Raw genomic sequence first — 12,377 nt, forward strand, 5'->3', positions numbered from 1 at the left:
ACGCAATGGCACTTGGTGGACAAGCGAGGGCTAAGTTCCTCTGTGACGCTGAGCGTTGCATTGAATGCAATGCCTGTGTGACCGCCTGTAAAAACGAGCATGAGGTGCCGTGGGGCATCAACCGCCGCCGGGTTGTGACCATCAATGATGGTAAGCCGGGGGAACGGTCGATCTCCGTTGCCTGCATGCACTGTTCGGACGCACCATGTATGGCGGTGTGCCCGGTCGACTGCTTCTACCAGAACGAAGAAGGTGTGGTCCTTCACTCGAAAGACCTCTGCATTGGCTGCGGCTATTGCTTCTATGCCTGTCCGTTCGGCGCACCGCAGTTCCCGCAAGCGGGCAACTTCGGATCGCGCGGCAAGATGGACAAGTGTACCTTCTGTGCTGGTGGCCCTGAAGAGAACCATTCCACAGCGGAATTCGCGAAATACGGCCGCAACCGTATTGCGGAAGGCAAGCTGCCGATCTGCGCGGAAATGTGTTCGACCAAAGCCTTGCTCGCAGGTGATGGCGACGTTGTCGCCAACATCTACCGTGAGCGTGTGGTTGCCCGCGGCTTCGGCTCCGGCGCCTGGGGCTGGGGCTCTGCATACGGCCAAAACGGCGGCTAAGGATACGTTGGTCATCGCCGGCTCAGAGGCGCTCTGGGCCGGCCGATCAAACGCCCTTCTGACAAAAGAAAAAAGAGTGGGGCGGCTGTTTGCCGCCTCACCTGTCTCTACGGGAACAATTGGGTGAGGAACCAGAGATGAACCGCTTCGTGCTGGCATTTGCCGTACTGTTTGCTTTCATGATGCAGGCCTTTGCGCAAGACACGGGGGCACCAAGCGCTGACGTCGATCGCTCTGCGACAGGCGGCGCACAAACTCTGGAAGACATCCTGAAACGCCAGCGCGGTGAAAAGGTCGATTATGACTTCCGCAGGAACGCGACCGGCGATCCGGATTCAGCTGCAAGCATGAGTTCTCAACTCGGGACACTCGGTGGGGCATCCGACCCGGAGCTTTGGCGGGCGCTGCGTTATGGGTCTGCCGATGTAACCGTTTCATCTGGCGGGCAAGTGGCATCCGTTCTCATGCAAGATGGCGGTATGCGGTGGCTGTTGTTCCGCCAGGGGCCGCTCGCCACCTATGGCGGTTATCTTTTGCTCGGAACTCTCGGGTTCCTGGCTCTGTTTTATTTGCTTCGCGGCCGGATCCGCATCGATGGTGAGAAAACCGGCCGGACAATCACCCGGTTCAGGGCGGTCGAACGTTTTGGCCATTGGCTACTCGCCGGCTCGTTCATCCTGCTCGGCATCACCGGTCTGATCACCTTGTTCGGCCGGATGGCCATTATCCCGCTGATCGGCCACGACGCATTTGCCCCGATCGCGCAGGCCTCGAAATGGATCCACAACAACGTGTCCTGGGCGTTCATGATCGCCTTGGTGATGGTTTTTGTGATGTGGGTGGTCCACAACATCCCCAACAAGACTGATCTGAAATGGATTGCAGTTGGGGGCGGGCTCCTCAAAAAAGGCGTGCACCCACCGGCCAAGAAATTCAATTTCGGTCAGAAGATGATTTTCTGGAGCGTCATTGTTCTGGGTGCGTCTATTTCCGCGTCCGGTATTTCACTGCTCTTCCCGTTTGAATATCCAATGTTTGCGGCGACATTTAATGTCCTGAACTCGACGGGATTGCCACAACTCATTGGATTTGGAGAGTTGCCGACCCAGCTCGCGCCGCATGAGGAAATGCAGTACGCCCAGCTTTGGCACTCCATTGTCGCATTCCTGATGATGGCGATCATTCTGGCTCACATCTATATCGGTTCAGTTGGTATGGAAGGTGCCTACGACGCCATGGGCTCGGGAGAGGTCGAGCTGCAGTGGGCGAAGGAGCACCACGGACTTTGGGTTGCGGAAGTCGAAGCCGCCGAAAAAGACCGGGAAGCCAAAAACGCTGTCCCTGCTGAATAGTCGTTCAGGCAATCAGTTCGATGTGCGCGTCCCTCATCCAAAGGTCATTCGCGGCGGTTGGGAAAAAAACCGTCGTGGCAGTTGCGATTTACGTGTGCTGTTCCGTATGGCCTGTTTCTCCATCTTTGGCGACCGAGTTTCAGACCCTTAAAGGGCACGGTGGCCCGGTTATGGATATTGCGGTGGAACCCGAGACCGGTGCTGTCGCAACCGCCAGTTTCGACAATTCTGTCGGGCTTTGGTCAGGGCGAGACCCGACTTGGCTCGACGGGCATGAAGCAGCTGTGAAGGTTGTCCAATTCATAGATACCGATCGGCTTGTGTCAGCGGGCGACGACAATGATCTGATCCTCTGGGACCGTGTTGCAGGAACGCAACAAAGACTGGAAGGCCATACCGCCAAAGTTCAGGGGCTTGCTGTGTCGCCGGACAAAAGTCTGATCGCCAGCGCGAGCTGGGACGCCCGGGTCGGGCTCTGGCCGGTTGATGGAGGGGAGCCGATTTTCCTGAGCGGGCACAATGCGGGCGTGAATACGGTAGCTTTTACTAAAGACGGCAAATCTCTTTATTCGGCCTCTATGGATGGTTCGATCATTCTCTGGGATGTTGAAGAACGCACTGAAAAGCGGGTTGTCGATCGCAATGGGTTCGGCATCAATGTTCTGAAGCTTGGTGGTCCGGCAGACGGACCCGAGACATGGCTTGCCTACGGCGCACAAGATGGCGTGACCCGGATTCTCGATCTTGAAACAGGAGACCGGCTGTACGAGTTTTACCTCGAACGCCGGCCGATTTTAGGGCTTGATGTCAGCCCCGACGGTACACGGCTCGCGACAGGGGACGGTCAGGGTTACATAACGGTGTTCGAGACGGGGTCTTGGGGGATAGAGACCGATTTTCGGGCCGCGCTCAAAGGTCCCATCTGGGCCTTGGCTTTCTCAAATGACGGGTCGGTTCTGCATGCTGCCGGCATTGAGAATATTGTGTATTCTTGGCCGGTTGCCGACCTTTCCAGTTTTGAACCAATGGCAACGGAAACACCCGAGTTCTTGCGCAAACCAGAAGAAATGTCCAACGGTGAGCGGCAGTTCGCGCGCAAGTGCTCCATTTGCCATTCGGTGACCGATGATGGTGTACGGCGGGCAGGGCCGACGCTCTACAAGGTGTTTGGGCGAAAGGCCGGCGCTCTGCCGGATTACAGCTATTCTGCAACCCTGGACGGATCTGATATCATCTGGTCAGAAGAGACGATCGACCAATTGTTTCTGGACGGTCCGGACCATTATATTCCTGGCTCCAAAATGCCGATGCAGGTCATTGCCTTGCCGGAGGACCGGAAAGATCTAGTTGACTATTTAAAGGTGGCAACCGCGCCAGAAGAAGCGGAGGGAGGACAACAATGAAAGCCATGCTGACGGCCTTTGCGGCCCTTATTGTGCTGACCATCGGAGCAAGCCAGGTATTGGATCGGGCAGGGTTCTCAAGCGCCGAGCAGGGCAGCAGCTCGTCAGTCCGTCTTGGAGACTGAGGCGAGGGGCACCTAAAGGCCGGTTTCAGACGCGTGACTTCCGGTCGAAAACCGCGTGCTCGCCCAGGGACGGGGTTTCGTCTCCGTTCGCAAGCTTTTTATAAAACCCGAAAAGCGTGTCTTTTCCGAACGAAGGCGTAGCGTCGGCGTCATACTGTCCGGTCTTCGGATTGATTACCAGCATGGATTCAGTTGCATAATAACGGCCGATGCGGGCCAGCTCCGCCTTGTCCCGGTATTTCGGCCCAAACCGGCCGGCAAACTCAAGTGCTCTGATAATCAAGTCCATCAGTGCAACAGGCACCTTCCGGAACCGCGGTTCCAGCCCAAAGCTTTGAAACAAGTACGTTCCCTGTGCCCGGGGCGTGATCGCCTCACCCGGGCCGCCAATCGGCAGGACCTTGTTTTTCATCGCCGGGTTCTCCAAGCATTCGGCAAAGAAGGCCGCGACATCATGATCGCTGATCGGCTTGCAGGACGTTAGCGTTCCATCCCCAAAGATGAGGAACGGTTTGCCTGCTTTCACACGTTCCACTTGCCCGGATAGCGATTTGAAGAAAGCAGTCGGCCGAATGATCGAATAGGGCAGCCCTGAGGCTTGGAGCTCTGCTTCGAATGCCAGTTTGGCGTGCTGAAATGCAAGTCTCGGTTTTTGTACGCATATTGCCGATAGTAATATGAAATGCGGCTTCCCCGTTTCTCTCGCGATTTGAAGGATATCGCTGTTCGCCTGATGATCGATTTTCCAGGCGTCGTCGGGAACACCCGTTCGGGAGGATAGGCAGGAAATCACAGCATCGAACTGATCGCCCCGGAAAGCATCCTGGCGGATCGACTTTGGATTGGTGATATAACCAGTTCGAACAACTGTCTCTGGCGCGACACGCTGCATCTTTGCAGCTGTCTGTGGCCGGACGAAACAAACGACGTTATGACCTTGGCTCAGCAACTCGGTCAGCGTGGCGCGTCCGATGGTTCCGGTCGCGCCAAACAACAGTATTCGTTTCGCTCTCACGTCCCCGTTCGGCTCAATTGGGTTCGTAGAGCCTTTCGTCTCTGGACCCCGGGCTTCCACGGTCTGTCTCCTATCCCAAGTTTCTGCAGTCAAGCTGCCCGGAAGCGGAAGATCATGTCAATTCTGCGTAGGGACTATGGTTTCGGATCTCTTCAGGGCTGCGGTGCAATTTTGCGCATCTTTACGGCTTAGCTTGGACCGGATCCGGCATTCGGGAAGAACAGTTGCTGCCCGTCCACCTGATAGTCTGCGATTGCCGCCTGGCCTTCTGGCGAGAGAAGCCAGTCGATAAACTTTTGTGCCATGTCAGCCTTGACGTGCGGATGTGCTTCGGGGTTCACCAGAATGACACCATACTGGTTGAACATCTTGGCATCTCCCTCAACAACGATTTGATGCGTGCCTTTGTTGCCGAAGGCGATCCAGGTTGCTCGGTCGGTCATCACGTAAGCGCCCATACCGGTTCCTGTATTAAGGGTTGCCCCCATCCCGGAGCCGGTTTCGCGATACCAGGTTCCGGAAGCTTCTGACGGAACGATCCCTGCGCTCTTCCAAAGCCGGAGCTCTGCTTTGTGGGTGCCGCTGTCATCCCCGCGGGACGCGAAGATCGATTTGCTTGAGGCGATTTTGGTGAGAGCTTCTGCAACGTTCTTGGTTCCCGCGACGCCGGCCGGATCGTTGGCCGGCCCAACAATCACAAAATCGTTGTACATGACATCAGCACGGGAGACGCCCAATCCGTCTGAAACGAATTTTTCTTCCGATGGTTTGGAGTGCACAAACAGAACATCGCCGTCGCCGTTTGCTGCGTTGCGGATGGCCTGTCCGGTCCCGACTGCAACCACGCGGACGTCAATGCCTGTCTTGGCGGTGAACTTCGGTAGCAAGTCATCGAACAGGCCGGAGTTCTGGGTCGAGGTGGTTGATTGAACGATGATAAACGGGTTTTCCGCCTGAGCGGATTGAAGGAGGCCGGTTGTGAGAAACGCGGCAGCAATGATTTTCAAAAAAGCTCGTCTGATCATGTTTTCCTCCAAAAGTGCTTTTGTTTTAACTCTTTACGAAAAGCTGTCCGTCCCGAAGAGCACGTGCGGGCGCGCTTTGTGGGATCTTTAACACCCGTTGCGCAGGGCCGGTTTCAGCGATTTCTCCATCTTGCAGGAAAATCAATTCCTGCCCCAGGCGGCTCGCCTGTCCTGCATCGTGGGTCACAAGTACGATGGTGATACCGTTTGCATTCGCTTCCAGGATGAGCTGCTCAATCGCGGCGGTGGAGGCCGGATCGAGGCTTGCGGTCGGCTCATCCAGAAACAGAATTTCCGGTTGGCAAGCGAGCGCGCGGACGGTGGCAAGGCGCTGCTGTTCGCCGCCTGACAGGACGCGGGCAGGACGGTTCGCAAGATGGCTTAGCCCGGCCGCCGCCAATGCTTTTTGGATCAAGCCATAGCGCTTTTCGCCCTTCTCGCCGCGAACCCCAAGCGCGAAATTCAGGTTCGCCTTTGCAGATCGCCGGAGCAGGACGGGCCGCTGGAAGACCATGGCCTGGTTCTTCCGGGTGGCTTTGTCCAGCGCGTGTCTGCGCCATAGAACGTCACCGTGTGTCGGCGAAATCAGGCCGTGCATCAGCCGCAGAAGCAGGCTTTTACCGGCGCCGTTCGGCCCCATTATCACGTTGCGCGAACCACGCCGTATCTGAAGGTCAATATCAGTGAGCAACCGGTGCCCATTGGTTTCAAATCCGAGTCCGCGGGTCTCAAGAAGAACCTCCCGCGCATCGGGCATTGCTGTTATGGATGGAGCGGACGGGGTGTCTTGCACAAGATTACGCATAAGCAGCTCTCACAGCGGACGCGCGCAAGGTCATGACAAGAGCATTGACCGCAAATGCAATCGCCAGAAGGATCACCCCAAGCGCCAAAGCAAGCTCAAGATTGCCCTTGGAAGTTTCCAGAGCAATCGTTGTGGTCATGACTCGAGTGACATGGTTGATGTTGCCGCCGACAATGATCACTGCGCCAACTTCAGCGACTGCACGGCCAAACCCGGCTAACGCAACGGTGAGCAGGCTGTAACGGGCATCCCAAAGCAGTGCCATGACGCGGTCGAGTGGTCCGACGCCGAGCGAAGTAAACTGCTCGCCATATTCCTGGTAGAGGTCTTCCACCACCTGCTTGGTCAATGCCGCAACGATTGGGGTCACCAGAACCGTCTGGGCGATGATCATGGCAGTTGGGGTGTAGAGGAGTCCCAGTGGTCCGAGCGGGCCAGAGGCCGACAGCATGAGGTACACCAAAAGCCCGACGACGACAGGTGGTAGTCCCATCAAGGCATTGAGGACAATCGACAATAAGGTTCGGCCGGGGAATCGGAAGGCGCCTGCGATTGCACCGAGTGGAAAGCCGATCAGGCATGCGATTGCGACAGCACTCAAGGTGACCTGCATTGACAGGCCAACAATCTCCATGAGGTCTGGATCAAACGCGAAAACAAGGCCAATGGCACTTGCCAGCACGTTCCAGGAACTGTCCATATGCGCTTTTCCTCCCAGCGTTTCGGAGAAAATAACACAAAAAACATAAAAGCGCATAGTTCGAAATTGTTGCCGGTCGGAGCGCGACGGCCATTCAATGCCGCGTTTGCCAAAAAAGAGCCCTGCTTCGGACAAAGCAGGGCTCTAAGGGTGGCCGGAGTAGGTAAAGCGGTCCGGCCAAAGGGATGCCTTTCAATCGGATCCGGCGCCTTCGTCGTAAGTCCAGCGGTAATGTGGTGGGGTCGGACCTTTGTTGCGTCCGCCTTGTTCAGACTGTTCCCACGCGTGCGCTAGAATGCCGACAGATCGGGACAATCCGAAGAAACCGCGAGCAAGGGGAGATGGACAGCCAAGTTCGGCATAAATCACTGCGGTCGCGCCATCGATGTTCATCGGTACCGGCTTGCCGCGTTCAGTAGCCAGATGCGCCTCGATGGCTCGACCGATCTGAGCGTATACCCCGGAGACCTCACCAGCGGCTGCGGCTTCATCGACCAGCCCGAGCAGGCGCGGTGCCCTTGGGTCGACAGGTTTGTGGAAGCGATGTCCAAAGCCTGGAATGAAACGCCCGTTAGCTTGCCGCCAGGTATCAAGCGTTGTGCCGAGTTCATCAAGTCCGGCGGTCTCTATTGCCCGGTAAAGCTCCACCGCCTGTTCGCCCGCGCCACCGTGAACGTCGCCGAGCATATTGAGACCGGTCGCCATGGCCGATTGCAAACCGATGCCACAGGTCGTCGCCATCCGTGCTGCCGCGATAGACGGGGCTTGAGGTCCATGATCAACGGCGGCAACGAGCGCCGCTTCAAAAAGGCTGGCTCGTTGCCCGGATATTTCCTTCCCGGTGACCATAAGCCAAATCATCTGGGCAAAACCCCGGTTGCCGATCAGCTCTTCGACCGGGTGTCCGCGAAGAGCGATGCGGCCGGGTTCCATGTCAATGATCGAGGTGCGCCACCAATCGGCGACATCCGTGTTCTCGCTCACACCACGTTCTCCTTGCGCAAGGTCTCAATGTCTTCTGCAGCGTATCCAAGTGCCGTCAAAATACGGTCGGTGTCCGCACCGAGGGCCGGAGGCGGGGTGTTCACAGATGGGCGTGTGCCGTCAATCATGGCGCCAATCCGCAAGAGATCGACGGGTTTTCCAACCCCCGGCGTTTCGTCGAAGCGCGCCAGAAAATCTCGGTTTCTGATTTGGGGATGGTCAAGAACTTCAGGCACGCTTAGGACAGCGCCGGCTGGTACGCCCAGCTTGTTGAGGTCGCGTGCCCATTCCCGTGCAGGCTTTGTGGTGAGAACGGTTTCCAATTCTGCCTTCAGCCGCAGCCTGTTGCGTTTCCGGTCTTCCCGGGAGGCAAAATTTGCGTGTCCGACAAGGTCTTCCCGGCCAAGGTGTTTGGCCAGAAGCTCCCATTGCTCGTCCTTATTGGCCGCAATGTTAATCAAGCCGTCCGAGCATTGAAACGCACCGGATGGCGCAGACGTTGGATTTTCATTGCCATTGGGTGTTGGGGCAACGCCGCCGATCAGATGATTTGAGACGACCCAGCCCATGGTGGCAAGAACCGACTCCAACATGGACACGTCAACGAAGGCGCCGCGCTTTTCGGCATTGAGGGATGCGCAGATCGCCATCGCTGCCGTCAGACCGCCCACTGTATCTGCCAGCGGATACCCGACGCGCAGAGGTGCACTGTCAGCATCGCCGGTGATAGACATGACACCCGAAGCCCCTTGGACAATCTGATCATAGGCCGGGCGATGAGCCCAGGGCCCATCTTGCCCAAACCCGGAGATTGCACAGTAGATAAGATGCGGAGCCTCCGCTTTCAGAACTTCATAACCGAGCCCCAGACGATCCATGACCCCTGGGCGAAAGTTCTCCACGAGCACGTCCGCGCCGGCAACAAGACGCTTCAAAACGTCTTTGCCGCGCGGGTCCTTGAGATTGAGGGTGAGGGATTTCTTGCCGGCATTCTGGGCAAGGAAGCTGATGCCCATGCCCTTTGCCGAGAGGTCTGGATCTGCGCCGAGATTGCGCGCAAGATCGCCCCGCCCAACGGCTTCAACCTTGATGACTTCTGCACCGAGATGAGCCAACTGGTGGCAGGCGAAAGGCCCAGCAAGCACATTCGTCAGGTCAAGAACCCGGATTCCATCAAGGGGTTTTGTCATATCCGGGTCCTCGTTTCGTCTCAATCGCCGTCGGCCACGCCTTCTGCCCGCGCACGCGCCCGGCGGGCACGATAGCTCGGCAGGACGACGAGGATGACGGCCAGGACCAAGAGACCCATCGTCATTGGCCGCTCAAGGATGAAGCCGATCCCGTCATAAAGCTGCATGGAACGGGAGAAGTTGTCCTCCAGCATCCGGCCCAAGATGAAACCGATCAGCAGCGGCGCCAGCGGGTAGTCGGCGAAGCGGAGGACGGTCGCGCATATCCCGAAGCCCACCAGGATCAGAAGTTCGGTCGAATTGTTCTGCCCGATGTAGGCGCCCATCAAGGTAAAGAACAAAATGAATGGGATCAGAAAGTTGCGCGGGACCGCGAGGATCTTCGCAATATACGGAATCAACGGCAGGTTCAGGATCAGAAGGATCACGTTGCCGAGATACATGGAGATAATCACCGCCCAGAAGATCTCCGGCTGATCGACCATCAAACGTGGGCCTGGAGATACGTTGAGGGCGATCAGTGCACCAAGCAAAATGGCCGTTGTGCCGGATCCGGGAATGCCAAGGGTCAGGAGCGGAACGAAGGAGCCTGTGCAGGCGGCGTTGTTGGCACTTTCCGGCGCTGCCAGACCTTTGACGGAGCCTTTGCCGAACTGCTCTTGTTCTTCCTTCGTTGCGATGTTGCGCTCCACCGCGTAGCCAAGGAAGGATGCGATCGTTGCCCCAGCACCTGGCAGGACGCCGATCAGGAACCCCTGGATGGACTGGCGTCCAATAACCGGAGTGATGGCCTTGGCTTCTTCTTTGGTGATCCTGAGGTCCTTGATCTCGTTGTTACCGCTCTCGGTTTTAGAGCGGTTCGGATCGAGAACGAGGTAGAGGGCTTCAGGTAGCGCAAACATTGCCATCGCGAGCGTGATGAAGCCGAAGCCGGATTGCAGATCCATCAAACCCATGGTGAAGCGCGGCATGTTAAAGAGCGCACCTTCACCGACCGTCGCCATGATGACCCCAAGGATGGTCATCAAAAGTGCCTTGATAACCTGGCCAGTTCCGGCAAAGGCTGCGATCGCAGAAAGACCGACGACCATCAGCGCGAAATATTCGGCTGAATGGAATAGAAGTGCGACGGTTGCAAGAGCCGGAGCGAAGATCATCAGAAGAACCGCACCGATGGAGCCGCCTGCAAATGACGAGATGGCTGCAACGGTCAATGCCTTGCCGGCCTTGCCCTGTCGTGCAAGGGGATAGCCGTCGAAACTCGTCGCAACGGTCGAGGCCACGCCGGGCGCATTGATGAGGATGGAAGACGTCGAGCCGCCGAAAATCGCCCCGTAGTAAACACCGGCAAGCAGAATGAGGGCGGCAGATGGATCGCCGATTGAAATGGCAACGGGGATCATGATGGCAATGATCGACATCGGCCCTAGGCCCGGGAGCATGCCAATGAATGTGCCGATCAAACAGCCGCCGACAACCATCAGCAAATTGGTGACAGAAAAGGCTGTGCTCAGCCCGATCAGGATTCCTTCGAGCATGTCAGCCTCCGTTAGCCATGAAGACGGGCATCGGGCTCAGGAAGATCCCGAGGACCCGATCGACCAGATACCAGACGACACTTGCCGCGATTGCGGATGCGAGCGCCATGACAATGTACTTGCGCTCGCCGAGGATGAACGACCCTATGAACAAGAAGCCGAACGTGGAAAGCAGGAAACCTGCCGGCCGTAGGAGCAGAGCATAAGCAACCATCAACCCCAGCAAGGCGATGGCCTGTCCGAGTTTGTAATCGGTCAATCGCCGATAGTTGATTTCGCTCGGCTTCGGTTCGCCACTGCTCTTCTCAAATCCAAGCAGGATCAGCAAAGAGCATATGATCGCCATGACCGAGAGGATTTTGGGAAAGGTCGACGGCCAGATCGGATTGCGCCGCATGAAAGGCGCGAGCGCCTCATCCATCGTAAAGAATGCCGCATAGCCATATGCGAGACAGATCAACAAAATGATCATGGCGATCCATCGATCGAGCGCCATGGCCTCCTCCCCAAGTCTTTGTTTGTTTCGTTAGATGTCCGCTCGTGCGGCGGTTGAGATCATCTTCATATGCAAAGACGGCGCAGACTGGGTCTGCGCCGTCATGCCGTTCAGATTAGAGGAAGCCCAGCTTCTTCATCAGATCGCCGATAACCTGCTCCTGGTTTTCCAGGAAGGCGCGGAAGTCATCACCATTGTTGTGAATGTTGACCCAGCCGTTGCGGGCACGAACTTCTTCCCACTCCGGGGTATCGTACATTTTGGTCAGTGCAGTCTGGTAAGCAACCAGCTGCTCTTCCGGCAGGCCCGGTGCTGCAAAGAAACCGCGCCAGTTGACGAAGGTGGTGTCGATGCCCTGTTCCTTCATGGTCGGAGCGTCTTTATAGGCATCAACGCGCTCATCAGACGTCACGCCGATGATCTTGACTTCGCCGGCGTTGGCAAGGTCCACAGCTTCGGAGAAGCCGGTCGACAGTGCAGCAATTTCGCCGGAAAGCAGCGCGGCCATTGCTTTACCGCCAGCATCATATGGGATGTATTTGAAGGCGGTCGGATCTTCGCCAGCAGCTTCCATTGCCATGGCTGCAACCAGGTGGTCCATACCGCCCGGAACGGAGCCGCCACCAATGGCGGTGCCGGACGGATCAGCCTTGTAGGCTGCAATGAGGTCGGTCATGGAATTGATCGGGCTGTCCTTGCCAACCACCAGGGCTGCATAGTCGCCGATCGTTCCTGCGACGAGCGTCAGGTCACGGAAGTTTTGCGGAAAGACGCCGGTCAGGGAACGGATCACGATCGGGGTCGAGTTGACCATAATCGTGCCGTGGTTTGACGCAGCATTTTCGATCAGGTAACCGATCGCCTTACCGCCGCCGCCGCCGGACATGTTTTCGTAAGATGCAGTGCCAACCAACCCTGCTTTGGTGAGCGCTTCGCCAGTGCCGCGTGCCGTGCCGTCCCAGCCACCGCCAGCACCGCCCGGGATCAGAAAGTGAATTGAATCGACAACCTTGTGGCCGTCCGCGAGCACTGGGCTGGCGAATGTCATAGAAGCTGCAGCCGCAGCCAGAACGACCCGGCGGGTCATTTTCATGAGTGTCATGTTTTCCTCCACATAAACTGGCTCATTG

At 57.2% G+C, this 12,377-nt stretch carries 13 protein-coding genes; 4 read left to right on the plus strand and 9 right to left on the minus strand.

Annotated features, from left to right (window positions below; all coding sequences use genetic code 11):
* The first annotated feature begins 5 nt into the window (after nucleotides 1–5).
* From fdh3B to AC0J4F_RS09120, 4 genes are all read left to right on the plus strand, one after another.
* Nucleotides 6–614 (plus strand): formate dehydrogenase FDH3 subunit beta, encoded by a 609-nt coding sequence (gene fdh3B, locus AC0J4F_RS09105; protein WP_040450988.1) that lies wholly within the window; start codon nucleotides 6–8, stop codon nucleotides 612–614.
* Between the two features lie 137 nt (nucleotides 615–751).
* Complete coding sequence (locus tag AC0J4F_RS09110; protein ID WP_133951688.1) at nucleotides 752–1,966, plus strand: formate dehydrogenase subunit gamma; 1,215 nt, start codon at nucleotides 752–754, stop codon at nucleotides 1,964–1,966.
* A gap of 170 nt (nucleotides 1,967–2,136) precedes the next feature.
* Nucleotides 2,137–3,369 (plus strand): c-type cytochrome, encoded by a 1,233-nt coding sequence (locus AC0J4F_RS09115; protein ID WP_473026021.1) that lies wholly within the window; start codon nucleotides 2,137–2,139, stop codon nucleotides 3,367–3,369.
* Complete coding sequence (locus AC0J4F_RS09120) at nucleotides 3,366–3,494, plus strand: hypothetical protein (protein ID WP_008194840.1); 129 nt, start codon at nucleotides 3,366–3,368, stop codon at nucleotides 3,492–3,494. The genes AC0J4F_RS09115 and AC0J4F_RS09120 overlap by 4 nt, the downstream gene beginning before the upstream one ends.
* Nucleotides 3,495–3,519: 25 nt before the next feature.
* Here the strand turns inward: AC0J4F_RS09120 and AC0J4F_RS09125 are convergent, their stop codons facing one another.
* The 9 genes from AC0J4F_RS09125 to AC0J4F_RS09165 all read right to left on the minus strand — a co-directional run bounded on the left by AC0J4F_RS09125 (nucleotide 3,520) and on the right by AC0J4F_RS09165 (nucleotide 12,349).
* A complete protein-coding gene (locus tag AC0J4F_RS09125; RefSeq protein ID WP_473026417.1) occupies nucleotides 3,520–4,488 on the minus strand; it encodes an NAD(P)H-binding protein in 969 nt (322 codons plus the stop codon).
* 209 nt (nucleotides 4,489–4,697) lie between these two features.
* Nucleotides 4,698–5,534 carry an ABC transporter substrate-binding protein gene (locus tag AC0J4F_RS09130; protein ID WP_473026022.1) on the minus strand — a complete coding sequence of 279 codons (837 nt, stop codon included), beginning with the start codon at nucleotides 5,532–5,534 and terminating at the stop codon, nucleotides 4,698–4,700.
* 25 nt (nucleotides 5,535–5,559) lie between these two features.
* Entirely contained in the window at nucleotides 5,560–6,339 is a 780-nt protein-coding gene (locus AC0J4F_RS09135) for an ATP-binding cassette domain-containing protein (protein ID WP_473026023.1), read from the minus strand.
* On the minus strand, nucleotides 6,332–7,039 hold the full coding sequence (locus AC0J4F_RS09140; RefSeq protein WP_133951692.1) for an ABC transporter permease: 708 nt from the start codon (nucleotides 7,037–7,039) through the stop codon (nucleotides 6,332–6,334). The genes AC0J4F_RS09135 and AC0J4F_RS09140 overlap by 8 nt, the downstream gene beginning before the upstream one ends.
* Before the next feature lie 192 nt (nucleotides 7,040–7,231).
* Nucleotides 7,232–8,023, minus strand: a complete 792-nt coding sequence (locus tag AC0J4F_RS09145; RefSeq protein ID WP_473026024.1) for a citryl-CoA lyase — start codon at nucleotides 8,021–8,023, stop codon at nucleotides 7,232–7,234.
* The gene (locus AC0J4F_RS09150) at nucleotides 8,020–9,213 is read right to left on the minus strand and encodes a CaiB/BaiF CoA transferase family protein (protein WP_473026025.1); all 1,194 of its coding nucleotides are present in this window, start codon (nucleotides 9,211–9,213) and stop codon (nucleotides 8,020–8,022) included. Before AC0J4F_RS09150 ends, AC0J4F_RS09145 begins: the two co-directional genes overlap by 4 nt.
* 20 nt (nucleotides 9,214–9,233) lie before the next feature.
* Nucleotides 9,234–10,751, minus strand: coding sequence for a tripartite tricarboxylate transporter permease (locus AC0J4F_RS09155; RefSeq protein ID WP_209174684.1), 1,518 nt, complete (start codon nucleotides 10,749–10,751; stop codon nucleotides 9,234–9,236).
* A gap of 1 nt (nucleotide 10,752) precedes the next feature.
* Nucleotides 10,753–11,247 (minus strand): tripartite tricarboxylate transporter TctB family protein, encoded by a 495-nt coding sequence (locus AC0J4F_RS09160; RefSeq protein WP_473026026.1) that lies wholly within the window; start codon nucleotides 11,245–11,247, stop codon nucleotides 10,753–10,755.
* A 115-nt stretch (nucleotides 11,248–11,362) separates the two neighbouring features.
* Nucleotides 11,363–12,349 carry a tripartite tricarboxylate transporter substrate binding protein gene (locus AC0J4F_RS09165; protein ID WP_133951702.1) on the minus strand — a complete coding sequence of 329 codons (987 nt, stop codon included), beginning with the start codon at nucleotides 12,347–12,349 and terminating at the stop codon, nucleotides 11,363–11,365.
* Nucleotides 12,350–12,377: the final 28 nt, after the last annotated feature.

It is taken from the genome of Roseibium sp. R5 (genome assembly GCF_055755305.1).

Bases quoted from the DNA above. Each gene is read 5' to 3' on its own strand.
- AC0J4F_RS09130 (WP_473026022.1), bottom strand. From the start codon at position 5,534: ATGATCAGACGAGCTTTTTTGAAAATCATTGCTGCCGCGTTTCTCACA.
- AC0J4F_RS09160 (WP_473026026.1), bottom strand. From the start codon at position 11,247: ATGGCGCTCGATCGATGGATCGCCATGATCATTTTGTTGATCTGTCTC.
- AC0J4F_RS09120 (WP_008194840.1), top strand. From the start codon at position 3,366: ATGAAAGCCATGCTGACGGCCTTTGCGGCCCTTATTGTGCTGACCATC.
- AC0J4F_RS09140 (WP_133951692.1), bottom strand. From the start codon at position 7,039: ATGGACAGTTCCTGGAACGTGCTGGCAAGTGCCATTGGCCTTGTTTTC.
- AC0J4F_RS09165 (WP_133951702.1), bottom strand. From the start codon at position 12,349: ATGACACTCATGAAAATGACCCGCCGGGTCGTTCTGGCTGCGGCTGCA.
- fdh3B (WP_040450988.1), top strand. From the start codon at position 6: ATGGCACTTGGTGGACAAGCGAGGGCTAAGTTCCTCTGTGACGCTGAG.
- AC0J4F_RS09110 (WP_133951688.1), top strand. From the start codon at position 752: ATGAACCGCTTCGTGCTGGCATTTGCCGTACTGTTTGCTTTCATGATG.
- AC0J4F_RS09150 (WP_473026025.1), bottom strand. From the start codon at position 9,213: ATGACAAAACCCCTTGATGGAATCCGGGTTCTTGACCTGACGAATGTG.
- AC0J4F_RS09115 (WP_473026021.1), top strand. From the start codon at position 2,137: ATGGATATTGCGGTGGAACCCGAGACCGGTGCTGTCGCAACCGCCAGT.
- AC0J4F_RS09135 (WP_473026023.1), bottom strand. From the start codon at position 6,339: ATGCGTAATCTTGTGCAAGACACCCCGTCCGCTCCATCCATAACAGCA.
- AC0J4F_RS09155 (WP_209174684.1), bottom strand. From the start codon at position 10,751: ATGCTCGAAGGAATCCTGATCGGGCTGAGCACAGCCTTTTCTGTCACC.